Below are 23383 nucleotides of genomic sequence, written 5' to 3'. Positions count from 1 at the left end.
CTAATAATAATCAGGAATGAGAATAAGAAATGAACACAGAAGGGTTACTCGCGCAGCGCATCGTAAAAGTAAAAAGCTCGGCAATTCGTGAATTGCTCAAGCACAGTAAAATGGAAAACGTCATTTCGCTGGCGGGCGGCATCCCCTCTGATGCCCTGTTTGATTTCGAAGGGCTGAGCATCGCCACGCATCAGGCGATCACCGATCAGCCGAAAAGCGCCTTTCAGTATGGCCTGACCGAAGGCAGCCCAGTGCTGCGTGAACGCATCTGCGAGCTGTGCGCCCAGCGCGGCGTTACGGCGACCGCCGAAGAAGTGATGGTCACCGCCGGATCTCAGCAGGCGCTGGATTTGGTGATGCGCGCCATCGTTAACCCCGGCGACGTATTTGTGGTGGAGCGTCCGACCTATCTGGCAGCGTTACAGACGCTGGAGCTGGCGGAAGCCAATATCATGTCGGTGTCATCCGACAGCGATGGCATGGTGGTTGAAGAACTGGCCGAGCTGTTGAAAACGCAGCGCATCAAAGGCGTGTACGTGGTGCCGAACTTCGGCAACCCAAGCGGTATCACCCTGAGCGCACCGCGTCGCGAGCTGTTGGTGAAGTTGGCGGCCGAGCACAACTTCCTGATTATCGAGGATGATCCGTACGGCGAACTGCGCTTTACCGAAGAGCGTAACGCGACGCTGCACCAGATTTCGCAGCAGGTGCTGGGCCATACCGATAACATTATCTACACCTCGACCTTCTCCAAAATCCTGGCCCCCGGCCTGCGTTTGGGTTGGGCCATTTTGCCGCCGTTCCTGCTGCATAAAGTGGCGATCATCAAGCAGGCGGCGGATCTGCATGCCAGCGCGTTGTCACAGAGCATCGTAGAATGTTACCTGGGGCTGGATCGCCTGCCGGCGCAGATCGAAAAGATCCGCGCGGCTTACAAGCACAAGGGCGAGATCCTGGCCGCTCTGGTGGAGAAAGAGCTGGGTGACCATATCAGCTTCGATATGCCGAAAGGCGGTATGTTCCTGTGGGCGCGTTTCCGTCAGCCGTTCAACGCCACCGAATGGCTGAAAACCACCCTGCAGCAGGGCGTGGTGTTTGTTCCGGGGGAATACTTCTTCTCGGACAACCCGGATCGCTCGACCTTCCGCCTGTCGTTCGCCACCGCCACTGAACAGCAAATGCAGGAAGCGGTTGCCCGCCTGCGCCGTTCACTGTGATCCCCACGGCGGCGGGGATCTTTCCTCGTCGCCGACATCAAACCGCAATCTGCACTTCACTCTTCCGTCATATGGCTGTCATCTGACGGTTATTTTTCTGTCATCCGAGCATGGCATGTTAGCTTCCGAACAAAAAACTGATTCTTTTCGCTCACGCGCTTATTACACCAGCTTTTTTCAGGAGTTAGGCATGCTCACCTACGCTATTCGCAAAACCACGCTGTGCGTCGCGTTGACCCTGGCGGTCAGCACTCAGGCACTGGCGGCGACCGAGATCCCGTTCTGGCATTCGATGGAGGGCGAACTGGGTAAAGAAGTGGATTCCCTGGCGGATCGCTTTAACCAGTCGCACACCGACGTCAAAATCGTTCCGGTTTATAAAGGCAACTACGAACAGAGCCTGGCGGCGGGCATCGCGGCCTACCGCTCCGGTAAAGCGCCGGCGATCCTGCAGGTGTATGAAGTGGGCACTGCCACCATGATGGCCAGCCAAGCGATCAAGCCGGTGTACGAAGTGTTTAAAGACGCGGGCATCAGCTTTGACGAATCGGTATTCGTGCCTACGGTGTCCGGTTACTACACCGACAATAAAAGCGGACACCTGCTGTCGCAGCCGTTCAACAGCTCCACCCCGGTGCTGTATTACAACAAAGATGCGTTTAAAAAAGCCGGTTTGAACCCGGACCAGCCGCCAAAAACCTGGCAGGAACTGGCGGCGGACACCGCCAAGCTGCGTGCAGCCGGTATGAAGTGCGGCTATGCCAGCGGCTGGCAGGGCTGGATCCAACTGGAGAACTTCAGCGCCTGGCACGGTGTGCCGTTTGCCACGGAGAACAACGGCTTTGGTGGCGCGAGCGCCAAGCTGGAGTTCAACCAGCCGTTGCAGGTCAAGCACATCCAACTGCTGGAAGAGATGAACAAAAAAGGTGACTTCACCTATTTCGGCCGTAAAGACGAATCCACCGAGAAGTTTTACAGCGGTGACTGCGCCATTACTACCGCGTCATCCGGCTCGCTGGCGGACATCAAGCATTACGCCAAATTCAACTATGGCGTGGGCATGATGCCGTATGACGCCGATGCCAAAAATGCGCCGCAGAACGCCATTATCGGCGGTGCCAGCCTGTGGGTGATGAACGGCAAAGATGCCGCCACTTATAAGGGCGTGGCCGAGTTCCTGCAGTATCTGGCTCAGCCGGAAATTGCCGCCGAATGGCACCAGAAGACCGGTTATTTGCCGATCACCACTGCCGCTTACGATCTGACCAAGCAACAGGGCTTCTATGACAAGAACCCGGGCGCGGACGTGGCGACACGCCAAATGCTGAACAAGCCGCCGTTGCCGTTCACCAAAGGCCTGCGCCTGGGCAATATGCCGCAGATTCGCACTGTCGTGGATGAAGAACTGGAAGGCGTGTGGACCGGTAAGAAAACGCCACAGCAGGCGTTGGATGCCGCCGTACAGCGTGGTGACGTGTTGCTGCGTCGCTTCGAGTCGCAGACCAAGTAGCGTCAACCGGGACTCCGTTCCGGCGAACGACACCGATCCACCCCCTCTCCCCTGGGAGCGGGCCGGGGTGAGGGGCTCAGTCAGCCCTCTCCCCACATTAACGGTTAACCCCTATGTCATCTTCCCGTCCCGGTTTCGGCTGTAGCTGGCTGCCCTACGTATTGGTGCTGCCGCAACTGTTGATCACCGCAATCTTCTTCCTGTGGCCCGCCGGCGAGGCACTGTGGTATTCGGTGCAGAGCCTCGATCCGTTCGGCCTGTCCAGCCAGTTTGTCGGGCTGGATAACTTTACCCAGCTGTTCCAGGACCCCTACTACCTGGACTCGTTTTACACCACGCTGATTTTCAGCTTCCTGGTGGCAGGCATTGGGCTGGTGGTGTCGCTGTTCTTCGCCGCGTTAGTGGATTACGTGCTGCGCGGCAGCCGGATTTACCAGACGCTGATGATCCTGCCTTACGCCGTGGCGCCTGCGGTGGCGGCGGTATTGTGGATCTTCCTGTTCAACCCCGGCCTGGGGCTGATTACCCACTTCCTCAGCGGGCTGGGTTACAACTGGAACCACGCGCAAAACAGCGGGCAGGCGATGTTCCTGGTGGTGCTGGCTTCGGTATGGCAGCAAATCAGTTATAACTTCCTGTTTTTCCTGGCCGCATTGCAGTCCATTCCACGCTCTCTGGTCGAAGCGGCAGCCATCGACGGCGCCGGGCCGGTGCGGCGTTTCTTCAACCTGGTGCTGCCGTTAATCACGCCGGTGAGTTTCTTCCTGCTGGTGGTGAATCTGGTGTACGCCTTCTTCGATACCTTCCCGGTGATCGATGCCGCGACCGGCGGCGGGCCAGTACAGTCCACCACCACGCTGATCTACAAGATTTACCGCGAAGGTTTTGCCGGCCTGGATCTGTCCAGCTCTGCGGCGCAATCGGTGATCCTGATGCTGCTGGTGATTGGCCTGACGGTGATCCAGTTCCGTTTTGTCGAACGTAAGGTGCGTTACCAATGATTGAGAACCGACGCGGGTTGGATATCTTCAGCCACGTAATGCTGATTATCGGCGTGCTGGTGGTGTTATTCCCGCTGTATGTGGCCTTTGTCGCCGCCACGCTGGACGACAAACAGGTGTTCCAGGTGCCGATGACCCTGATCCCGGGCGGTCACCTGTGGGAAAACATCAGCAATATCTGGCAGGGCGGTGTGGGAAACCTTAAGGTGCCGTTCTCGCTGTTGCTGTTGAACAGCGTGGTCATGGCGCTGGCCATCACCTTCGGCAAAATCCTGGTGTCGGTGCTGTCAGCCTACGCCATCGTTTATTTCCGTTTCCCGCTGCGCAGCCTGTTCTTCTGGCTGATATTCCTCACCCTGATGTTGCCGGTAGAGGTGCGTATTTTCCCGACGGTGGAAGTCATCTCCAACCTCAACCTGCTGGACAGCTACACCGGCCTGACGCTGCCGCTGATGGCGTCGGCGACCGCCACCTTCCTGCTGCGCCAGTTCTTTATGACGTTGCCGGACGAACTGCTGGAAGCGGCGCGGATTGACGGTGCCGGCCCGATGCGCTTTTTCTGGGATATCGTGCTGCCGCTGTCGAAGACCAATCTGGCGGCGCTGTTTGTCATCACCTTTATCTACGGCTGGAACCAGTATCTGTGGCCGATCCTGATCACCAGCGATGCCTCGATGGGCACGGCGGTGGCGGGTATCAAGAGCATGATCTCCACCTCCGGCGCGCCGACCCAGTGGAATCAGGTGATGGCGGCGATGATTCTGACTTTAATTCCACCGTTGACGGTGGTTCTTCTGATGCAGCGCTGGTTTGTACGCGGCCTGGTTGATAGCGAAAAGTAACGAGAGAAATTTTCACATGGCAGGTTTAAAACTACAGGCAGTCACCAAGTCTTACGATGGCAAAACGCCGGTGATCAAGCAGATTGACCTCGACGTGGCAGACGGTGAGTTTATCGTGATGGTCGGCCCTTCCGGCTGCGGTAAATCGACGCTGCTGCGCATGGTGGCAGGGCTGGAACGTACCACCAGCGGCGATATTTATATCGACAGCCAACGCGTAACGGATATGGAGCCGAAAGATCGCGGAATCGCGATGGTGTTCCAGAACTACGCGCTGTATCCGCACATGAGCGTATACGACAACATGGCCTACGGCCTGAAAATTCGCGGCTTCGGCAAGCAGCATATCCAACAGCGGGTGGAGGAAGCTGCGCGTATTTTAGAACTGGAGCCGCTGTTGCAACGCAAGCCGCGTGAGCTTTCCGGCGGCCAACGCCAACGGGTGGCGATGGGGCGCGCTATCGTGCGTGAACCGGCGGTGTTCCTGTTTGATGAACCTTTGTCCAACCTGGACGCCAAGTTGCGTGTCCAGATGCGTCTGGAACTGCAGCAACTGCACCGTCGGTTGAAAACCACCAGCCTGTACGTCACACACGACCAGGTGGAGGCGATGACGTTGGCACAACGGGTGATCGTCATGAACAAAGGCGTGGCGGAACAAATTGGCACCCCGAGCGAGGTGTATCAGCGCCCGGCGTCGCTGTTCGTCGCCAGCTTTATCGGTTCGCCGGCGATGAACCTGTTGCCCGGTACCCTGAGCGCCGACGGCAGCCAACTGCAGCTGGCGGAGGGGGTGACGTTGAATTTACCGCAGCCCAAGGCGCAGTGGGGCGGCCGTCGGTTGACGCTCGGCATCCGTCCGGAGCATATTCAACTGACTACTTCGGAGCAAGGGGGCGTGCCGCTGGCACTGCAAACGCTGGAGTTGTTGGGGGCGGATAACCTGGCGCACGGGCAGTGGGGCGGTCACGGCGTGATTGCGCGTTTATCGCATGAAACTATGCCGACGGCGGGCAGCACGCTATATTTGCAACTGCCTGCACAGGCACTGCACTTTTTTGATACCGATAGCGGATTACGGATGGAATCATGACCACAGCCTGGCCTTATCCCCACATTGTCGCCCACCGCGGCGGCGGTTCTTTGGCACCGGAAAATACCCTGGCGGCGATCGACGTTGGCGCGCGCCACGGTCATAAAATGATTGAGTTCGACGCCAAGCTGGCGCAGGACGGGCAAATTTTCCTGCTGCACGACGATACTCTGGATCGCACCAGCAACGGCTGGGGCGTGGCGGGTGAGCTGCCGTGGGACAAGCTGGTGCAGCTGGACGCCGGCAACTGGTATAACTCCGCTTACAAGGGCGAACGCTTGCCGCTGCTGGCCGAGGTGGCGGAGCGCTGCCTGCAGCACGGCATGATGGCGAACATTGAAATCAAACCCACCACCGGCAGCGACGATGAAACCGGCCGGGTCGTGGCGCTGGCGGCGCGCCTGCTGTGGCAGGGCCAGACCGATCCGTTGCTTTCCTCGTTCTCGATTGAGGCGCTTGAGGCAGCACAGCGCACAGTGCCGGAGCTCCCACGTGGCCTGCTGCTGGATCAATGGGACGACAACTGGCAGGCGCTGACCGAACGGTTGGGCTGCGTGTCGTTGCACATCAACCATAAAGAATTGACGGCCGAACGGGTGTCGGCGCTAAAAGCGGCGGGATTGCGCATTTTGGTTTATACCGTTAACCAGCCGGCGCGTGCGCGACTGTTGTTGAACTGGGGCGTTGACTGTATTTGTACTGACCGGATAGATTTGATCGGCCCGGACTTTCCCAACGAGTAACCCCCGTTGCCACGGACGCAGGTTGCTGCGTCCGTGAGAAAGCCGTCGGCGCCTGTTGAATATTGCGACGTCAGCCCTTTGCCGCCGCGCTAACGGAAGGGATGTGATGTCTGTTTTCATGGTTTCTTTGTGGCACCAAATAGCGCTGTCCTTGCCGCTGTTTGTGCTGATCGTGCTGGGATATGGCCTGATCCGCTGGGGTAAATGGCCGGCTTCTATTACCGACGGTTTAACGCGTTTTGTCTTCTCTCTGGCCCTCCCTGCCATGTTGTTCCGCATGATGTGCGACTTTTCGCAGCGTCCGGCGGTCGATGCCCGCCTGCTGATCGCCTTTTTCGGCAGTTGCCTGATTGTGTTCGTGATCGGTCGGATCACCGCGCGCCGGGTGTTTAAACTGGATGGAGTGGCGGGATCGGTGTTTGCGTTGGGGGGGATTTTCTCCAATAACGTGATGCTGGGCCTGCCCATCGCCAGTGTGATGCTCGGCGAAGCGGCGATCCCGTCGGTGGCGTTGGTGCTGGTGTTTAACGGCCTGATCCTCTGGACGCTGGTAACCATCTCGATTGAATGGGCGCGCAATGGTTCGCCGACGTTGCAGGGCTTTATCAAAACGGCACGCAGCGTGCTGACCAACCCGCTGATTATCGGCATTCTTTCCGGCACCTTGTTCAGCCTGACCGGCCTGCCGCTGCCGACGTTTGTCGACCAGCCGGTCAGTATGCTGGGCCAGGTCGCCGCACCGCTGTCATTGGTGGTGCTGGGGATGGGGCTGGCGGAATATCGCATCAGCGAAGGCTGGCGCCTCAGCAGCGGCATCTGCTTTCTCAAACTGATCGTCCAGCCGCTGATCATCTGGCTGCTGGCCTGGTTGATGGACCTGCCGCCGATGGAAACCCGGGTGGTGGTGTTGCTGGGTTCGATGGCGGTCGGGGTCAATGTCTACCTGATGTCACGCCAGTTCAACGTGCTGACCGGCCCTGCCGCTACCAGTTTGGTGATGTCCACCGTGCTGGCAGCGGTGACTACACCGCTGATCCTGACCATCATGGGCGTACGGGGCTAGCCGGCAGCGGTGGTTGTGGAACCGCAGGTGTCGTGCGGTTGAATGGGCTGCGCGGCTGGTTGCCATTGGGCAGCAGTTGCCCGCCATTCGGCGCCGTTTGCTGCAGTTGCTGTTGATGGTTATCGAACTGCCGCTGTTGCTGCAGACGGCGCTGATCCAACTGCTGATTATTCAGCATGCGCTGTTGTTGCGCCTGTTGAGTGCGTTGGTTGAGAAACTGCTGTTGCGAGCTGAGCTCGGTGACGCCATTGGCTGCCGTGGCCAATCCGGACAGCAGCAACAGGCCATAGAGCAGATGATAACTTTTCATGATGTTCTCCTTGTCTTTTATTAAGCCTAACTCAGCGGTGAAAATTTGCCGACAGTTTGTATTTTGCGCAGATGTAAACCGCCTTTTCGCCACACCCCCGCTTGCCTTCCGTTACAATCGCCCTTTCTGAATCTTTAGGGTGAACCCATCGTGCTGCTTCTGGTGATTACTACCATCCTGTGGGCATTTTCTTTCAGCCTGATTGGCGAATATCTGGCAGGACAGGTCGACAGCTGGTTCTCGGTGCTGATGCGCATCGGCCTGGCGGCGGCGGTGTTCCTGCCTTTCCTGCGCTGGCGCAACATCAAGCCGAAAGTGATCCTGCTGTACATGCTGGTGGGCGCCTGCCAGCTTGGCATCATGTACCTGTTCAGCTTCCGCGCTTACATGTACCTGACGGTGCCGGAATTCCTGCTGTTTACCGTGCTGACGCCGCTGTATGTCACGCTGATTTATGACCTGATCAGCGGCCAGCGCCTGCGCTGGGGTTATGTGTTCAGTGCGCTGCTGGCGGTGCTGGGGGCCGCGATTATCCGTTACCATCAGCTGAGCGAGCATTTTTGGTGGGGGCTGTTGCTGGTGCAGGCGGCGAACATCAGCTTCGCCATCGGCATGGTCGGTTACAAGCGCCTGATGGAAGTGCACCCGTTGCCGCAACACACCGCGTTTTCCTGGTTCTATCTGGGGGCGTTGGTGGTGGCGGTGGTCGCCTGGTGCCTGTGGGGCAACCCGCAACAGCTGCCGAGCACGAATTTGCAGTGGGGCATTCTGGTGTGGCTGGGCGTGGTGGCTTCCGGGCTGGGTTATTTCATGTGGAACTACGGTGCAACGCAGGTAGATGCCGGCACGCTGGGCATCATGAATAACATGCATGTGCCTGCCGGGCTGTTGGTTAATCTGGCTATCTGGCAACAACAGCCGCACTGGCCAAGTTTCATTATCGGCGGGGCGGTGATTGTCGCTTCGCTGTGGGTACATCGCCGTTGGGTGGCACCCAAAATAATCAGTAAATAAACCGGGCCGCCCAAGCGCAGGCAGCCCTTATTGTCAGGGTTGTGAAGCCAGCGGTTTGACGCTGGCAACACCGGCGCCTGGGCGGTCTGCATCACGCACGAAGGGCAGATGGTTGCAGGCGTGCTGGCGTGCCGAACGGATAAAGGCTTCCGTGACCGCCTGGCGCTGTTCACCGTCGCGCACCGCCGCGTACAGGCGGCTCCACAGGCCGTCCCCCAGGGTTTTGGTGACCACTAACCCCTGACGTTCAAAGCTTTCCACCACCCAATGCGGCAGCGCCGCAATCCCCATCCGCGCCGACACCATCTGGATCAGCAGCAGGGTGTTATCCACGTTTTTCAGCGCCGGGCTGATGCCTGCCGGTTGCAGGAAATGACGCCAGATATCCAACCGCTGACGCTGTACCGGGTAAATCATCAGCGTTTCGTCGATCAAATCCTCAGGCTCGATATGCAGTTTGCCGGCCAACGGGTGATCCGGTGCCAGCACCAGCCGCACTTCGAAATCAAACATCGGCGAATAGTGCAGACCGCTGCGCGGCAGAATGTCGGAGGTCAGCACCAGATCCAGCTCACCCTGCTGCAATGCAGGCTGCGGATCAAAGGTGACGCCGGATTTGAAATCCATCACCACCTGCGGCCAACTCTGACGGAAGTTATCCAGTGCCGGCGTCAACCATTGGATACAGCTGTGGCATTCAATGGCGATGCGCAGCGTGGCCTGATGCGGTTCGTGGCACGTCTGCAACGCCTGCTGGATTTGCGGCAGCACCTGCTCCGCCAGCTGCAACAGGATCTCTCCCTGCGCGGTAAAGCGCAGCGGTTGGCTTTTGCGAACGAACAGCTTGAAGCCCAGACGCTGTTCCAGATCGCTGAACTGATGCGACAGAGCAGACTGTGTCTGATGGAGTTGGGCCGCCGCGGCCGCCAGCGAGCCGGTATTGCGCAGAGCCTGCAGCGTGCGTAAGTGTTTCAGTTCGATCATGAGAGTCCTTCACAGTGACAGTGAATAAATTGCGCTTGTGGTTAATACAGTACCTGCGGATTATGGATGTGTAAACATCTGGACGGCTAAATGGGGAATATGACGATGGCAATTCTAAATCACACACTGGGTTTTCCTCGCGTTGGGCTACGGCGTGAACTGAAAAAAGCTCAGGAAAGCTACTGGGCAGGGAACTCAACGCAGGAAGAACTGTTGGCGGTTGGCCGCGAGCTGCGCGCTCGCCATTGGCAACAACAGCAGCAGGCCGGGGTGGATTTGGTGCCGGTCGGCGATTTCGCCTGGTACGACCATGTATTGACCACCAGCCTGCTGCTGGGCAACGTGCCGGCACGTCATCAGAATGCGGACGGCTCAATCGATCTGGATCAGCTATTTCGCATCGGCCGTGGCCGTGCACCGACCGGCGAACCGGCGGCAGCGGCAGAAATGACCAAATGGTTTAACACCAACTACCACTATATGGTGCCTGAGTTCCACCAGGGTCAGCAGTTCAAACTGGGTTGGACCCAATTGCTGGAAGAAGTGGACGAAGCGCTGGCGCTGGGCCACAAAATCAAGCCTGTATTGCTGGGGCCGGTAACTTATCTGTGGCTGGGCAAAGTGAAAGGCGAGCCGTTTGACCGTCTGTCGCTGCTAAAAGAGATCCTGCCGGTTTACCAGCAGGTGCTGACTGAGTTGGCAAAACGCGGCGTAGAGTGGGTACAAATTGACGAGCCTGCACTGGTGCTGGAACTGCCGCAAGCATGGCTGGATGCTTTCAAACCGGCCTACGACGCGCTGCAAGGCCAGGTAAAACTGCTGCTGACCACTTACTTCGACAGCGTTGGTCACAACCTCGATACGATCCGCGAGCTACCGGTACAAGGGCTGCACGTTGACCTGGTTGCCGGCCATGACGATATCGACGCATTGAACAAGGCGCTGCCAACAGAGTGGCTGCTGTCTCTGGGCGTCATCAACGGCCGCAACGTCTGGCGTGCCGATCTGAGCAGTTGGTTCGAACGCCTGCAGCCGTTAGTGGGTAGCCGTCCGTTGTGGATCGGCACCTCTTGTTCACTGCTGCACAGCCCTATTGATCTGAGCGTGGAAACTCGCCTGGACGAAGAGGTGAAAAGCTGGTTCGCCTTCGCCCTGCAGAAATGCGCAGAAGTGGCCCTGTTGAGCGCGGCGCTTAATGCCCCGGGCGCAGAAAAACAGGCCGAACTGGACGCCTACAGCGCGCCAATCCGTGCTCGTCGCCAGTCCGGCCGCGTACACAATGCGCAGGTAGGCCAACGGCTGGCCGCGATCACCGCGCAGGACAGCGAACGTCAGCGCCCTTATGCCGAGCGTGCCCGGGCACAACGTGAGCGTTTTAACCTGCCGGCCTGGCCGACCACCACCATCGGCTCCTTCCCGCAAACCACCGAAATTCGCGGCCTGCGCCTGGACTTCAAACAGGGGCGTTTGGACGGCAATAACTACCGCACCAGCATTAGCGAACACATCAAACAGGCGATCGTTGAACAAGAACGTTTGGGGCTGGACGTGCTGGTGCACGGCGAAGCCGAGCGTAATGACATGGTGGAATACTTCGGCGAGAACCTCGACGGCTTCGTGTTCACCCAAAACGGTTGGGTACAGAGCTACGGGTCCCGCTGCGTAAAACCACCGGTGATCATCGGTGACATCAGCCGCCCGGAAGCCATCACCGTTGAGTGGGCGAAATATGCCCAGTCGCTGACCGACAAGCCGGTAAAAGGCATGTTGACCGGTCCGGTGACCATTCTCTGCTGGTCGTTCCCGCGTGAGGACGTGACCCGTGAAGTGATCGCCAAACAGATCGCCCTGGCGCTGCGCGATGAGGTGGAAGATCTGGAAAAAGCCGGTATCGGCATCATTCAGATTGACGAACCTGCACTGCGCGAAGGTCTGCCGCTGCGTCAATCCGACTGGGCCGCTTACCTGAACTGGGCGGTAGACGCGTTCAAATTGAATGCCGCTATTGCGCAAGATGACACGCAGATCCACACCCACATGTGTTATTGCGAGTTCAACGACATCATGGATTCCATTGCGGCACTGGATGCGGATGTGATCACCATCGAAACCTCACGTTCCGATATGGATCTGTTGGAAGCCTTCAAAGCGTTCGAATACCCGAACGAAATCGGGCCGGGCGTGTATGACATTCACTCGCCAAACGTGCCAAGCGTGGAATGGATCGAGACGCTGTTGCGTAAAGCTGCGCAGAACATCCCGGCAGAGCGCCTGTGGGTGAACCCGGACTGCGGCCTGAAAACCCGTGGCTGGCCGGAAACCCGCCAGTCGCTGGCCAACATGGTACTGGCGGCACAGCGCCTGCGCGAGCAGCAGGTCTGATAACGTTTTTGGGTCTGATTATTCTGGGCGCTTCGGCGCCCTTTTTTATGTCGCAAGCGACTGCCCGTTCAGGCAGTCGTGGGGGAGAGGTTATTTAACGCCGGGCACACCCTGTTGCGCGAACCAGGCCAGCATGCGTTGCCAGCCGTCTTCTGCCGCTTCGGCGTCATAACTGGGCCGGTAGTCGGCATTGAAGGCATGGCCGGCTTCGGGATACACCACGATTTCGGCATTGGCGTTGGCGGCGCGGATCGCCTGCCGCATGCTCTCCACCGTCTCCAGCGGGATACTGCTGTCCTGTCCACCGTATAACCCCAGCACCGGAGCCGTCAGTTGCGTGGCGACATCAATCGGATGTTTCGGTGAATTCAGCGTTTTTTCACCCACCAGTTTACCGTACCAGGCGACCGCGGCTTTCAACTGCGGATTGTGCGCGGCATACAGCCAACTGATGCGCCCACCCCAGCAGAAACCGGTAATCGCCAGCTTGCCGGCATCGCCGCCGTGGCGCATCGCCCAATGGGCGGCATGGTCCAGATCCGCCAGTACCTGACGATCCGGCACCTTGCTCACCAGCTTCTGGAACAGTTCGCTGATGTCGGTGTACTCCCTGGCATCCCCTTGACGGAAATACAGCTCCGGCGCTATCGCCAGATAGCCCTGCTTCGCCAGGCGGCGGCACACATCCTGAATATGCTCATGAACGCCAAAAATCTCCTGCACCACCAGGACGACCGGGAAGGGGCCGCTGTGGTCCGCAGGTTTGGCGATATAGGCCGGCAGATTGTCACCCTGCGAGGGAATGGTGGTTTCCCCGGCATGAATGCCCTGTTCGTCGGTGTGGAGGGTAGAGGCAGCCAAGGGTGTTACGGCCGGGGTGAATCCCCCCTGAGCCTGTTTTAATGTCATGACATGATCGGTTTTCATTGCGGTCTCCGTGCAATCAATAGAGAAAAGCGCTGAGATTAACTATAGGAAAGATTACCTGTTATTGGCATCGAGTGGAGCATTTTCAGTCAAGTCTGTAAAAAACGATTAATTATCCGGCTTTAGCGCGTTTTTATTGCCTTTTTATCAGGTTATTACGCCAGTTGAGCTGCATAAGTACCATAAGGTGCGTTAGTCCCATTCATTACGGCTAAGTCCGCGATAAAGTAAGGTTATTTTTTTGTCACGGCGTAAAGGTTTTCATTATGAAATCATCCGTACTGACCGCGAGGGCAGAGAAAACGGCGGTGCGATTTGTCGGCTAGACTGGTGGCTATTGGGGCCGTCATAAGGGTCTTTTCGTCAAATCTTGTGACTTTAGTCACAATAATTATGTAGATTGCATTCTGTTTCTTTGCCTGTAGTGATTGTCGTCACGAAATTGAGTGGCGATTTTCAGTAGAGTACTTTTTTGTTCCTCCCAATAAACATGATCTATGAGGAGTCTCGCATGTCTCAATCTGACGTTTTCCATCTCGGCCTGACTAAAAACGATTTACAAGGGGCCCAGCTTGCCATCGTTCCTGGCGATCCGCAGCGCGTAGAGAAAATTGCCAAGCTGATGGAAAATCCGGTGCATCTGGCTTCCCATCGTGAATTTACTTCCTGGCGCGCAGAGCTGGACGGCAAGGCCGTGATCGTCTGCTCCACCGGCATCGGTGGCCCGTCGACGTCTATCGCCGTTGAAGAGCTGGCGCAGTTGGGTATCCGTACCTTCCTGCGTATCGGCACTACCGGCGCGATCCAGTCAGACATCAATGTAGGTGACGTTCTGGTCACCACGGCGGCGGTACGTCTGGACGGCGCCAGCCTGCACTTCGCGCCGATGGAATTCCCGGCCGTAGCCGATTTCGCCTGTACTACCGCACTGGTCGAGGCTGCCAAGGCAGCAGGCGCCACCACGCACATCGGCGTGACCGCGTCCTCCGATACCTTCTACCCGGGCCAGGAACGTTACGATACTTACTCCGGCCGCGTCGTTAGCCGTTTCAAAGGCTCGATGGAAGAATGGCAGTCGATGGGCGTAATGAACTATGAAATGGAGTCTGCCACGCTGTTGACCATGTGCGCCAGCCAGGGCCTGCGTGCCGGTATGGTTGCCGGTGTGATCGTTAACCGCACCCAGCAGGAAATCCCGAACGCGGAAACCATGAAAAACACCGAAAGCAAAGCGGTGCAGATCGTGGTCGATGCGGCGCGTCGCCTGCTGTAATCTCTCCACAATTCAACGGGCCGCCACCTGGCCCGTTTTTCCATTCGACCGTAATCTGTTACGGTTATCGTCATCAGCGCCATCTTACTGGCCGCCTGCTACCCGTTGAGCCCGGTTTTACCGATGCTTTCAGGTTACGTTTTTATCAGACAATAACCACGAGGACGTCTATGACCGCCCAGATCCTGCTTCATCCTTCATTGGCACCGCTTGATGGCGGCATTAACTTTCGCGATCTTGGTGGCAACGGCGTTGCCGACGGCCGCCGCATCAAGCGTGGATTGTTGTTCCGTTCCGGGTCGCTGGAGCGCCTGACGGAAAACGACTGCACCTTCCTGGCCGGTGTGCCGGTGCGTTCGGTTCTGGATTACCGTGACGCCGATGAAGTGCAGGCCAAGCCCGATATTCTGTGGCAGGGCGCGGATTATCACCATGTTCCTGCCAACCCGTTGAGCAACGAGGTTAACGCTAACCTGGAAAAATTGACCAGCGAGACGCTGGCCGGTTTCGATGCACAGGCGTTTATGCTGGAGCTGTACCGCCGACTGCCGTTCGGCAATGCGGCGTACAAACAGTTGGCCCAGTTGCTGAGCAACGCCGATAACGGTGCCATCGTCCAGCACTGCGCGGTCGGTAAGGACCGTACCGGGGTAGGATCGGCGTTGGTATTATTTGCGCTGGGTGCCGATGAGGCGACGGTGGTCGAAGATTATCTGCTGACCGAAACCACGCTGGCGACCTTCCGTGAACAGATGTTGGATCAGCTGTCGATTCGTTTGAACGCCTCGGCACTGGGGCAGTTTGCCTACGTGCTCAGCGCCCGCGAAGAGTTCCTGATGACCGCTCTGAGCTGCATCCGCGACCAATACGGTTCAACCGATCGTTGGCTGGAGGCGGAATACGGGCTGGGCCAAAGCCAGCGAGCAGCACTGCAGGCGTTCTACCTCGAGTAAACCGCGTTGGTGTTTAGCCGGGGTTTAACCGACGCCGGCCGGCATTGCGTATCCTTGGGGCAGTAAATCCCGCATCAGGAGCCCGTATTGAGCCTCAATGACATTATCCACTGGGTCAGCGACACCGTGCGTCAGCACGAAGGCTGGGCCATCCCGATTATCTTCTTCCTGGCGTTCGGCGAATCGCTGGCGTTCCTGTCGTTGCTGTTACCGGCCACGGTGATCTTGCTGGCACTGGGGGCGCTGATTGGCGAAAGCGGCATTGCTTTTTGGCCTATTTGGGCCGCCGCTGCTGTCGGCGCCTTCTTTGGCGACTGGCTTTCTTACTGGATTGGCTACCACTATCAAGATCGCGTGGCGCACATGTGGCCGCTATCGCGTAATCCGCAACTGCTGACGCGCGGCCATGCGTTTTTTGAGCGCTGGGGCGTGTTGGGCATTTTCATCGGCCGCTTCTTCGGCCCGTTGCGCGCCGTGGTGCCGCTGGTCGGTGGCATTTGTGGTATGCCCCAGCGCTATTTCCAGGTGGCGAATATCACGTCGGCGATGATCTGGGCGTTCGGCATTCTCGCGCCGGGGGCGTTTGGCATCAAGTGGTTAAGCCAGTGGTTTGGCTAATCTTTGCCTGACTTGCGCAGCGTTTCGCAATATTGCGCCGTTGAGGCAAAATCAGACTGGACATCCATACAGCATCCCCTTAACGTGACGGGCAACGGGTACGTAAAGTGCCGGAACGGTCAGGTGTAACAGGAGGCAGGGTGGATACCAGTTTGGTTTACGGTATAGGCGGAGTGGCGGTGGGGTTACTGCTGGGGTGGTTAATCGCCAGCCTGCGCGTGCAGCAAACCCATGCGCAGCATGAAACCGAGCTGCGGCTGCTGGAACAATCGCTGCAACAGGCGCAGCAGGAAACCGCGGCCCGGCAAGAGACGCTGCTGCGTAATGAACAGCAAATGCGGCAGAGCGATTTGGAGCTGCGCAATTTGCACAGCCAGTTGGCGGCCGGGCACGAAAAGCTTCAGCAGCTTAATCACTGGCGCAACGAATGTGAGTTGCTGAACCAGGAGTTGCGTGCCCAGCGTGAGGTGAACAGCGCCCAGGAAGCTGAGCTGCGTGAGGTGACCATCCGTCTGGAGGAAACCCGCATGGCGGCGGAAGAGAAACAGCGCCTGCTAATCAACAGCGAACAACGCCTGACCACCCAGTTTGAAAATTTGGCCAACCGCATTTTTGAACACAGCGGTCGCAAGGTGGATGAGCAAAATAAGCAAAGCCTGGATCGCCTGCTGTTGCCGCTGCGCGAGCAACTGGACGGTTTTCGTCGGCAGGTGCAAGACAGTTTTGGCCAGGAAGCACGCGAACGCCATACGCTGACCCACGAAATACGTAACCTGCAGCAACTCAATGCGCAAATGGCGCGCGAGGCCATTAACCTGACCAAGGCGCTGAAAGGGGACAATAAAACCCAGGGCAATTGGGGCGAGGTGGTGTTAAGCCGGGTGCTGGAGGCTTCGGGCCTGCGAGAGGGGCACGAATACGAAACTCAGGTCAACGTACGGCTGGACCACCAGAGCCGCATGCAGCCCGACGTGATCGTTCGCTTGCCGCAGGGCAAGGACGTGGTGATCGATGCGAAAATGTCGCTGGTAGCTTACGAACGCTACTTCAACAGCGAAGATGAAGCGGAGCGTGAGGCGGCGTTGAGCGAGCATATTGGCTCGCTGCGTGGTCATATCCGCCTGCTGGGACGCAAGGATTACCAGCAATTGCCCGGCCTGCGTTCGCTGGACTACGTGTTGATGTTCATTCCGGTGGAGCCGGCTTTCCTGCTGGCGATAGACCGTGAGCCGGAGCTGATTAGCGAGGCGCTCAAGCACAACATTATGCTGGTCAGCCCGACCACCCTGCTGGTGGCGCTGCGCACTATCACCAACCTGTGGCGCTATGAACACCAGAGCCAGAATGCTCAACGCATTGCCGACAGAGCGGCGCGGCTGTATGACAAAATGCGGCTGTTCGTTGACGATATGTCGGCGCTGGGGCAGAGCCTGGACAAGGCCCAGGGGAGTTATCGCCAGGCGATGAACAAACTGAGTGAAGGCCGTGGTAATCTTATCGGCCAGACCGAGGGGTTCCGTGCGTTGGGGGTTGAGGTGAAAAGACCGATCAACCCGCTGCTGGCACAGCAGGCCAGCGCGCAGCATGATGAAGAATTCGAGGCGGCGGGCGACGATGACGTTGACGCGCTGCCGGGGGCGGAGGATGACGACGCCGCAGAGGAACCACGCTCCGCATCGCAGGCATGACAGCCGCTGCGAGGTGGGGTATTCCGTGGGGTTCTGGTACACTCAACCACACTAAATTGACTGAATAGCAGGCAGGACAATGGCAGATCAACCGCAGGAAACCACCGATTTCGGTTTTCGCACCGTAGCTCGAGACGACAAGCAGGCCATGGTGGCAGACGTTTTTCATTCGGTCGCCGCAAAGTATGACGTGATGAACGACCTGATGTCGTTTGGCATCCACCGTATCTGGAAGCGTTTTACCATTGACTGCAGCGGCGTGCGCCGCGGGCAGCGTGTGTTGGATCTGGCCGGCGGTACCGGTGACCTGGCCGCCAAGTTCTCCCGCATGGTCGGTGAGCAAGGGCAGGTGGTCCTGGCGGACATCAACGATTCCATGCTGAAGATGGGGCGCGAGAAGCTGCGCGATCGCGGTATTATCGGCAACGTCAGCTACGTTCAGGCCAATGCCGAAGCGCTGCCGTTCCCGGATAACTATTTCGACTGCATCACCATTTCCTTTGGCCTGCGCAATGTCACCGACAAAGACAAGGCGCTGCGCTCCATGTTCCGCGTGTTGAAGCCGGGTGGCCGTCTGCTGGTATTGGAGTTCTCCAAACCTTTGCTGGCCCCGCTGAGTAAGGCTTATGACGCTTATTCGTTCCACGTGCTGCCGAAAATTGGCGAGCTGGTGGTGAAGGATCCGGAAAGCTACCGTTACCTCGCCGAGTCGATCCGCATGCATCCCGATCAGGAAACGCTGAAGGGCATGATGGGTGCTGCCGGTTTTGACAACGTGACCTATTTTAACCTGACCGGCGGTATTGTGGCCCTGCATCGCGGCTTCAAGTTCTGATATGGACATGCCGATGCTGCTAACCCCTTTGTTGACCGGCGTGCTGGAAACCTCGCTCAACAGCCTGCTGTTCCGCGATCGCAGCATGAAAGCCGCTCGTCTTCGCCTGGCCGGCAAGGTACTGCGCATAGAGTTGCAGGAGCTTGCCTCACCGCTGGTGCTGATCTTCAGTGAGCAGCGCGTCGATGTGCTTGGTCAGTCCGACGATACTGCCGATTGCACGGTGCGCAGCCGCATATCGGTGCTGCTGAAACTGCGGGATCGCCAACAGCTTTCGCCCTTGATGCGCAGCGGTGAGCTGATTGTTGAAGGTGATATTCAGGTCGTACAGCAGCTGGTTGGCCTGCTCGATTTGGCTGAGTGGGATCCGGCGGAATGGCTGGCGCCCTACATCGGCGATATTGCCGCGCAAGGCGTCACTCAGGCTTTCGGCAAGGGCGCGAGTTTGCTGAAGAAAGGCTTGCAGCGTCAACAGCATTATGTGGCCGAAACGTTGACGGAAGAGTGGCGTGTGGCACCAGGGCCACTGGAAGTGGTGTGGTTTAACGAGGAAGTTGACGCCACCGTCCGCAATGCCGAAGCGCTGATGGCTCGCATGGACAAGTTGGAGGGTAAACGATGACCCCTGGCGAACTACGCCGCCTGTATTTGATCGTCCGCGTTTTTCTTAGCTATGGCCTGGATGAACTGATCCCCAAGATGCGTTTGACGCTGCCGTTGCGCTTTGGCCGTCGTCTGCTGTTCTGGATGCCAAACCGCCACGCGGATAAACCGCTCGGAGAGCGTCTGCGCCTGGCTTTGCAAGAGTTGGGGCCGGTATGGATCAAGTTTGGCCAGATGATGTCCACCCGCCGTGACTTGTTCCCGCCACAGATTGCCGATCAACTGACTTTGCTGCAGGACCGGGTCGCGCCTTTCGACGGTGCGCTGGCCCGCAAGCATATCGAATTGGCGATGGGCGGTCCGCTGGAAACCTGGTTCGATGATTTTGACCAACAGGCCCTGGCTTCGGCATCCATAGCTCAGGTACATACCGCGCGGCTGAAAACCACCGGGCAGGAAGTGGTGCTGAAGGTGATTCGGCCGGATATCGGGCCGATCATCAAGGCCGACGTTCGCCTGATGTATCGCCTGGCGGGCTGGGTACCCAAACTGATGCCGGATGGTCGCCGCCTGCGCCCGCGTGAAGTGGTGCGCGAGTATGAAAAGACCTTGCTGGACGAACTGAACCTGTTGCGCGAAGCGGCCAACGCCATTCAGTTGCGTCGCAATTTCGACGGCAGCCCGATGCTGTACGTGCCCGAGGTTTATTCCGATTACTGCCGCGAAAGCGTGTTGGTGATGGAGCGCATCTACGGTATCCCGGTATCGGATATCCCCACGCTGGAGAAGCAGGGCACTAACATGAAACTGTTGGCCGAACGCGGGGTTCAGGTCTTCTTTACCCAGGTCTTCCGCGACAGCTTCTTCCATGCGGATATGCATCCCGGCAATATTTTCGTCAGCTATGAGCATCCTGAAGATCCCTGCTATATCGGCATTGACTGCGGTATTGTCGGCTCGCTGAACAAAGACGATAAGCGTTATCTGGCGGAAAACTTTATCGCCTTTTTCAATCGTGACTACCGTAAGGTGGCGGAGTTGCACGTTGACTCGGGCTGGGTGCCGCGAGATACCAATGTGGAAGATTTCGAGTTCGCTATCCGCACCGTATGCGAACCCATCTTCGAAAAGCCATTGTCGGAAATATCGTTCGGCAACGTGCTGTTGAACCTGTTCAATACCGCGCGCCGTTTCAATATGGAAGTGCAGCCCCAACTGGTGTTATTGCAGAAGACCTTGCTGTATGTTGAAGGTCTGGGGCGGCAGCTCTATCCTCAGTTGGATTTGTGGACGACGGCCAAGCCGTTCCTGGAAAGCTGGATGCGCGATCAGGTCGGTATTCCGGCGGTGATCCGCGCACTGAAAGAAAAAGCGCCGTTTTGGGCGGAGAAACTGCCCGAACTGCCTGAATTATTTTACGATAGCCTGCAGCAGCATAAACTGTTGCAACAAAGCGTTGATAAGCTGACTAATCAGATGCAGGCGCAGCGCGTTCGTCAGGGGCAATCACGTTATTTGTTCGGCGTTGGCGCTACACTGTTAGTAAGCGGTACGATTTTGCTGTTGGGGGAAGTCGACGTGTTCCCCGCATGGCTGATGGCCGCCGGCATCGTATCCTGGGTGATTGGCTGGAAGCGAACCACCTGAATTGACTCGAAACTCTGGTAAAATCTGCCGTATAATGCGACGGATTTTGAAAAAACCCTGTAAAAATAGAGGTAATTGCAATGGGCGGTATTAGTATTACGCAATTGTTGATCATCGCAGTGATCGTAGTGCTGCTGTTTGGTACCAAAAAACTCCGTACTCTGGGGTCTGATCTCGGTGCATCAATCAAGGGCTTCAAAAAGGCGATCGGCGATGACAATACGCCGCCGACCAACACGGCTGAAAAAAGCAGCCTGGACGACGCTGACTTCACGGCTAAGCCTATTACCGATAAGCAGCCGGAAGTGAAAACGGAAGAGTCGAAGAACAAAGAGCAGGTATAAACCGTGTTTGACATTGGGTTTAGTGAACTGCTGCTGGTTCTGGTGATTGGCCTGGTGGTACTTGGGCCGGAACGGTTGCCGGTAGCGGTAAGAACAGTTTCGGGCTGGATCCGCGCGCTGCGTTCGCTGGCGGCTTCGGTGCAGAACGAACTTTCTCAGGAACTGAAGCTGCAGGAATTGCAGGACAGCCTGAAAAAGGTAGAGAAGGCGGGCATGCAGAATTTGTCGCCGGAGCTGAAGGCGTCAATGGATGAGCTGAAAGACGCGGCGGAATCGCTGAAACGTTCTTATCAGGGCGACAGCGACAACAAAACCGATCCTGCGCATACCATCCATAACCCTCTGGCCACTGACCCGGAAGCCATTCATGACGGTGTGACACCGGCGGAAGCCGCGGCCGTCGCATCGTCTCCGGCTGCAGTACCGGAGCCGGCCGCAACGGTAACGCCGCCGGTTGTGCAATCGCCCGCTGTGCCGGTGAAGCCACCGGTCGCGTCGGCTGTTCAGGCAACCCCAGAACCTGTTGCGGATAAAATCCCAGCGTCTCACCAACCTAGTGGCGATCGTTAAAACATGGCTGTTGAAGATACCCAACCCCTTATCAGTCATCTGATAGAACTGCGTAAGCGGTTGTTAAACTCGATTATCAGCATACTGGCGATCTTCCTGGTGCTGGTTTTTTTCGCCAATGATATTTATCAACTGGTGTCCGCGCCGCTGATCAAACAGCTACCCGCCGGGGCGAGCATGATCGCCACCGACGTGGCGTCACCGTTCTTTACCCCGATCAAACTGACGATGATCGTCTCGGTCTTCGTGTCTGCGCCGGTTATCCTGTATCAGGTCTGGTCCTTCATTGCGCCGGCGTTGTATAAGCATGAACGTCGTCTGATGATGCCTCTGCTGGTTTCCAGCAGCCTGCTGTTTTATCTCGGCATGGCCTTTGCCTACTTTATCGTCTTCCCGCTGGCGTTCGGCTTCTTTGCCAAAACCGCGCCGGCCGGGGTGATGATCGCGACCGACATCAATAACTATCTCGATTTCGTCATGGCGCTGTTTATGGCGTTTGGCGTCGCGTTTGAAGTGCCGGTTGCCATTATTTTGCTGTGCTGGAGTGGCGTCACTTCACCGGAAGACCTGAAAAAGAAACGTCCTTACGTTTTGGTCGGGGCTTTCGTGGTTGGCATGCTTCTGACCCCGCCGGATGTGTTCTCGCAAACCCTGCTGGCGATCCCGATGTATCTGTTGTTTGAAGTGGGCGTGTTCTTTGCCCGTTTCTATACGGGCAAACGGCGTCCGCAGCCGGAAGAAGAAGACGAGGGTGACGAAACCCCGGCACCTTAAGATTTGTTAGCAGTCTGAGCCGCCCGATGGGTGGCTTTAGTCTGATGACAAACACCCGAAAAATGGGATTTTCGGATGTTTGGGGTAAAGCGGAAGACATAATCCTTTGTTTTTATTGGTACGCAAAACATGACGTTAAAGTACAGAGGATTTTGTCAGCAGTCTGAGCCGCCCGATGGGGCGGCTTTTGCTTTGGGAAAACCATGTTTGATATCGGCGTAAACCTCACGAGTTCACAGTTTGCCAAAGACCGCCCGGCGGTGGTGGATCGCGCACGCACAGCCGGCGTGAAAGGGCTGTTGATTACCGGCACTGATTTGCAGGAAAGCCAGGCTGCCTGTGAGCTGGCGCAGCAGCATACTGGTTATTGCTGGTCCACCGCTGGCGTGCATCCGCACCATGCCAGTAGTTGGGATGAGCAGACCGCGGAGCGGATCCGCGAGTTGGCCTCGCAGCCACAGGTTGCGGCGATTGGCGAATGCGGGCTGGATTTTAACCGTAACTTTTCTACTCCAGATCAGCAGGAGAGAGCATTCAGCGCTCAACTGGCGCTGGCTGCGGAGCTGGCGATGCCGGTTTTTCTTCATTGCCGCGACGCGCACGCACGTTTTGCCGCTCTGCTGGCGCCGTGGTTGGATAAACTGCCCGCGGCTGTGGTGCACTGCTTTACCGGCACCGCCGAAGAATTGGAAAGTTGCTTGTCGCTTGGCCTGTCGATCGGGATCACCGGTTGGGTCTGTGATGAGCGACGTGGCTTGGAATTGCGCGCCCTGCTGCCGCAGATCCCCGCCGAACGTCTGTTGCTGGAAACCGACGCACCCTATCTGTTGCCCCGGGATTTACATCCGAAACCTGCATCTCGCCGCAACGAACCCTGTTTTTTGCCTCATATCGTCCGGCAGGTGGCCGCCTGGCGACAAGAAGACCCCGAATGGCTGGGGCAGAAAACCGATGAGAACGCCCGCCGGCTATTCCGGCTGGAATGAGTTAGG

23 protein-coding genes are annotated in these 23383 nt (G+C 57.6%); 20 read left to right on the top strand and 3 right to left on the bottom strand.

The window, feature by feature from the left end; genetic code table 11:
- Positions 1-29 precede the first annotated feature (29 nt).
- From ACGS9J_RS25125 to ACGS9J_RS25095, 7 genes are all read left to right on the top strand, one after another.
- On the top strand, positions 30-1217 hold the full coding sequence (locus ACGS9J_RS25125) for an aminotransferase-like domain-containing protein (protein WP_442233336.1): 1188 nt from the start codon (positions 30-32) through the stop codon (positions 1215-1217).
- 190 nt (positions 1218-1407) lie between these two features.
- Positions 1408-2727 carry a sn-glycerol-3-phosphate ABC transporter substrate-binding protein UgpB gene (gene ugpB, locus ACGS9J_RS25120; protein ID WP_442233335.1) on the top strand — a complete coding sequence of 440 codons (1320 nt, stop codon included), beginning with the start codon at positions 1408-1410 and terminating at the stop codon, positions 2725-2727.
- A 113-nt stretch (positions 2728-2840) separates the two neighbouring features.
- Positions 2841-3728, top strand: a complete 888-nt coding sequence (gene ugpA / locus ACGS9J_RS25115) for a sn-glycerol-3-phosphate ABC transporter permease UgpA (RefSeq protein WP_099065493.1) — start codon at positions 2841-2843, stop codon at positions 3726-3728.
- Complete coding sequence (gene ugpE, locus ACGS9J_RS25110; protein ID WP_442233334.1) at positions 3725-4570, top strand: sn-glycerol-3-phosphate ABC transporter permease UgpE; 846 nt, start codon at positions 3725-3727, stop codon at positions 4568-4570. Before ugpA ends, ugpE begins: the two co-directional genes overlap by 4 nt.
- Positions 4571-4586: 16 nt before the next feature.
- On the top strand, positions 4587-5663 hold the full coding sequence (locus ACGS9J_RS25105) for a sn-glycerol-3-phosphate import ATP-binding protein UgpC (protein ID WP_442233333.1): 1077 nt from the start codon (positions 4587-4589) through the stop codon (positions 5661-5663).
- Complete coding sequence (ugpQ, locus tag ACGS9J_RS25100) at positions 5660-6406, top strand: glycerophosphodiester phosphodiesterase (RefSeq protein WP_269935318.1); 747 nt, start codon at positions 5660-5662, stop codon at positions 6404-6406. Before ACGS9J_RS25105 ends, ugpQ begins: the two co-directional genes overlap by 4 nt.
- Positions 6407-6512: 106 nt before the next feature.
- The gene (locus ACGS9J_RS25095; RefSeq protein ID WP_442233332.1) at positions 6513-7469 is read left to right on the top strand and encodes an AEC family transporter; all 957 of its coding nucleotides are present in this window, start codon (positions 6513-6515) and stop codon (positions 7467-7469) included.
- Here ACGS9J_RS25095 and ACGS9J_RS25090 read toward each other — a convergent pair.
- Positions 7450-7779 (bottom strand): hypothetical protein, encoded by a 330-nt coding sequence (locus ACGS9J_RS25090; RefSeq protein ID WP_442233331.1) that lies wholly within the window; start codon positions 7777-7779, stop codon positions 7450-7452. The genes ACGS9J_RS25095 and ACGS9J_RS25090 overlap by 20 nt on opposite strands.
- 150 nt (positions 7780-7929) lie before the next feature.
- Here ACGS9J_RS25090 and ACGS9J_RS25085 point away from each other — a divergent pair, with 150 nt between their 5' ends.
- A complete protein-coding gene (locus ACGS9J_RS25085; RefSeq protein WP_442233330.1) occupies positions 7930-8793 on the top strand; it encodes a carboxylate/amino acid/amine transporter in 864 nt (287 codons plus the stop codon).
- A gap of 33 nt (positions 8794-8826) precedes the next feature.
- Here ACGS9J_RS25085 and metR read toward each other — a convergent pair whose 3' ends face one another.
- On the bottom strand, positions 8827-9777 hold the full coding sequence (metR, locus tag ACGS9J_RS25080; protein WP_442233329.1) for an HTH-type transcriptional regulator MetR: 951 nt from the start codon (positions 9775-9777) through the stop codon (positions 8827-8829).
- A 90-nt stretch (positions 9778-9867) separates the two neighbouring features.
- Here metR and metE point away from each other — a divergent pair, with 90 nt between their 5' ends.
- Positions 9868-12159 (top strand): 5-methyltetrahydropteroyltriglutamate--homocysteine S-methyltransferase, encoded by a 2292-nt coding sequence (gene metE, locus ACGS9J_RS25075; protein ID WP_442233328.1) that lies wholly within the window; start codon positions 9868-9870, stop codon positions 12157-12159.
- A 90-nt stretch (positions 12160-12249) separates the two neighbouring features.
- Here the strand turns inward: metE and ACGS9J_RS25070 are convergent, their stop codons facing one another.
- Positions 12250-13086 (bottom strand): dienelactone hydrolase family protein, encoded by an 837-nt coding sequence (locus tag ACGS9J_RS25070; RefSeq protein WP_442233327.1) that lies wholly within the window; start codon positions 13084-13086, stop codon positions 12250-12252.
- Between the two features lie 511 nt (positions 13087-13597).
- Here ACGS9J_RS25070 and udp point away from each other — a divergent pair.
- The 11 genes from udp to tatD all read left to right on the top strand — a co-directional run bounded on the left by udp (position 13598) and on the right by tatD (position 23377).
- Positions 13598-14359 carry a uridine phosphorylase gene (gene udp, locus ACGS9J_RS25065; protein WP_044554459.1) on the top strand — a complete coding sequence of 254 codons (762 nt, stop codon included), beginning with the start codon at positions 13598-13600 and terminating at the stop codon, positions 14357-14359.
- Positions 14360-14529: 170 nt separating this feature from the next.
- Positions 14530-15312 (top strand): tyrosine-protein phosphatase, encoded by a 783-nt coding sequence (locus ACGS9J_RS25060; RefSeq protein WP_442233326.1) that lies wholly within the window; start codon positions 14530-14532, stop codon positions 15310-15312.
- A gap of 87 nt (positions 15313-15399) precedes the next feature.
- Positions 15400-15930 carry a DedA family protein gene (locus ACGS9J_RS25055; RefSeq protein ID WP_442233325.1) on the top strand — a complete coding sequence of 177 codons (531 nt, stop codon included), beginning with the start codon at positions 15400-15402 and terminating at the stop codon, positions 15928-15930.
- A gap of 140 nt (positions 15931-16070) precedes the next feature.
- Entirely contained in the window at positions 16071-17618 is a 1548-nt protein-coding gene (gene rmuC / locus ACGS9J_RS25050; RefSeq protein WP_442233324.1) for a DNA recombination protein RmuC, read from the top strand.
- A 79-nt stretch (positions 17619-17697) separates the two neighbouring features.
- Positions 17698-18453 (top strand): bifunctional demethylmenaquinone methyltransferase/2-methoxy-6-polyprenyl-1,4-benzoquinol methylase UbiE, encoded by a 756-nt coding sequence (gene ubiE / locus ACGS9J_RS25045; RefSeq protein ID WP_442233323.1) that lies wholly within the window; start codon positions 17698-17700, stop codon positions 18451-18453.
- A gap of 13 nt (positions 18454-18466) precedes the next feature.
- Positions 18467-19075 (top strand): ubiquinone biosynthesis protein UbiJ, encoded by a 609-nt coding sequence (gene ubiJ / locus ACGS9J_RS25040; protein WP_442233322.1) that lies wholly within the window; start codon positions 18467-18469, stop codon positions 19073-19075.
- Positions 19072-20703 carry a ubiquinone biosynthesis regulatory protein kinase UbiB gene (gene ubiB / locus ACGS9J_RS25035; protein WP_442233321.1) on the top strand — a complete coding sequence of 544 codons (1632 nt, stop codon included), beginning with the start codon at positions 19072-19074 and terminating at the stop codon, positions 20701-20703. The genes ubiJ and ubiB overlap by 4 nt, the downstream gene beginning before the upstream one ends.
- 80 nt (positions 20704-20783) lie before the next feature.
- On the top strand, positions 20784-21047 hold the full coding sequence (tatA, locus tag ACGS9J_RS25030) for a Sec-independent protein translocase subunit TatA (RefSeq protein ID WP_006323098.1): 264 nt from the start codon (positions 20784-20786) through the stop codon (positions 21045-21047).
- A gap of 3 nt (positions 21048-21050) precedes the next feature.
- Positions 21051-21617, top strand: a complete 567-nt coding sequence (gene tatB, locus ACGS9J_RS25025) for a Sec-independent protein translocase protein TatB (protein ID WP_442233320.1) — start codon at positions 21051-21053, stop codon at positions 21615-21617.
- A gap of 3 nt (positions 21618-21620) precedes the next feature.
- Positions 21621-22391, top strand: coding sequence for a Sec-independent protein translocase subunit TatC (gene tatC / locus ACGS9J_RS25020; RefSeq protein ID WP_442233319.1), 771 nt, complete (start codon positions 21621-21623; stop codon positions 22389-22391).
- Positions 22392-22594: 203 nt separating this feature from the next.
- Positions 22595-23377, top strand: a complete 783-nt coding sequence (gene tatD / locus ACGS9J_RS25015) for a 3'-5' ssDNA/RNA exonuclease TatD (protein WP_442233318.1) — start codon at positions 22595-22597, stop codon at positions 23375-23377.
- Positions 23378-23383: the final 6 nt, after the last annotated feature.

This window comes from Serratia quinivorans (assembly GCF_052113645.1).
Lineage (GTDB): Bacteria > Pseudomonadota > Gammaproteobacteria > Enterobacterales > Enterobacteriaceae > Serratia > Serratia quinivorans_B.
This window is presented reverse-complemented; position numbering and strand designations above follow the sequence as displayed.

Coding starts and splice junctions, on each gene's coding strand:
- ACGS9J_RS25070 (WP_442233327.1), bottom strand. CDS start 13,086: ATGAAAACCGATCATGTCATGACATTAAAACAGGCTCAGGGGGGATTC.
- metR (WP_442233329.1), bottom strand. CDS start 9,777: ATGATCGAACTGAAACACTTACGCACGCTGCAGGCTCTGCGCAATACC.
- ugpQ (WP_269935318.1), top strand. CDS start 5,660: ATGACCACAGCCTGGCCTTATCCCCACATTGTCGCCCACCGCGGCGGC.
- ACGS9J_RS25095 (WP_442233332.1), top strand. CDS start 6,513: ATGTCTGTTTTCATGGTTTCTTTGTGGCACCAAATAGCGCTGTCCTTG.
- ACGS9J_RS25090 (WP_442233331.1), bottom strand. CDS start 7,779: ATGAAAAGTTATCATCTGCTCTATGGCCTGTTGCTGCTGTCCGGATTG.
- ubiE (WP_442233323.1), top strand. CDS start 17,698: ATGGCAGATCAACCGCAGGAAACCACCGATTTCGGTTTTCGCACCGTA.
- ubiJ (WP_442233322.1), top strand. CDS start 18,467: ATGCTGCTAACCCCTTTGTTGACCGGCGTGCTGGAAACCTCGCTCAAC.
- tatC (WP_442233319.1), top strand. CDS start 21,621: ATGGCTGTTGAAGATACCCAACCCCTTATCAGTCATCTGATAGAACTG.
- ACGS9J_RS25105 (WP_442233333.1), top strand. CDS start 4,587: ATGGCAGGTTTAAAACTACAGGCAGTCACCAAGTCTTACGATGGCAAA.
- ugpE (WP_442233334.1), top strand. CDS start 3,725: ATGATTGAGAACCGACGCGGGTTGGATATCTTCAGCCACGTAATGCTG.
- ACGS9J_RS25125 (WP_442233336.1), top strand. CDS start 30: ATGAACACAGAAGGGTTACTCGCGCAGCGCATCGTAAAAGTAAAAAGC.
- udp (WP_044554459.1), top strand. CDS start 13,598: ATGTCTCAATCTGACGTTTTCCATCTCGGCCTGACTAAAAACGATTTA.
- metE (WP_442233328.1), top strand. CDS start 9,868: ATGGGGAATATGACGATGGCAATTCTAAATCACACACTGGGTTTTCCT.
- tatD (WP_442233318.1), top strand. CDS start 22,595: ATGTTTGATATCGGCGTAAACCTCACGAGTTCACAGTTTGCCAAAGAC.
- ugpB (WP_442233335.1), top strand. CDS start 1,408: ATGCTCACCTACGCTATTCGCAAAACCACGCTGTGCGTCGCGTTGACC.
- ubiB (WP_442233321.1), top strand. CDS start 19,072: ATGACCCCTGGCGAACTACGCCGCCTGTATTTGATCGTCCGCGTTTTT.
- tatA (WP_006323098.1), top strand. CDS start 20,784: ATGGGCGGTATTAGTATTACGCAATTGTTGATCATCGCAGTGATCGTA.
- ACGS9J_RS25060 (WP_442233326.1), top strand. CDS start 14,530: ATGACCGCCCAGATCCTGCTTCATCCTTCATTGGCACCGCTTGATGGC.
- ugpA (WP_099065493.1), top strand. CDS start 2,841: ATGTCATCTTCCCGTCCCGGTTTCGGCTGTAGCTGGCTGCCCTACGTA.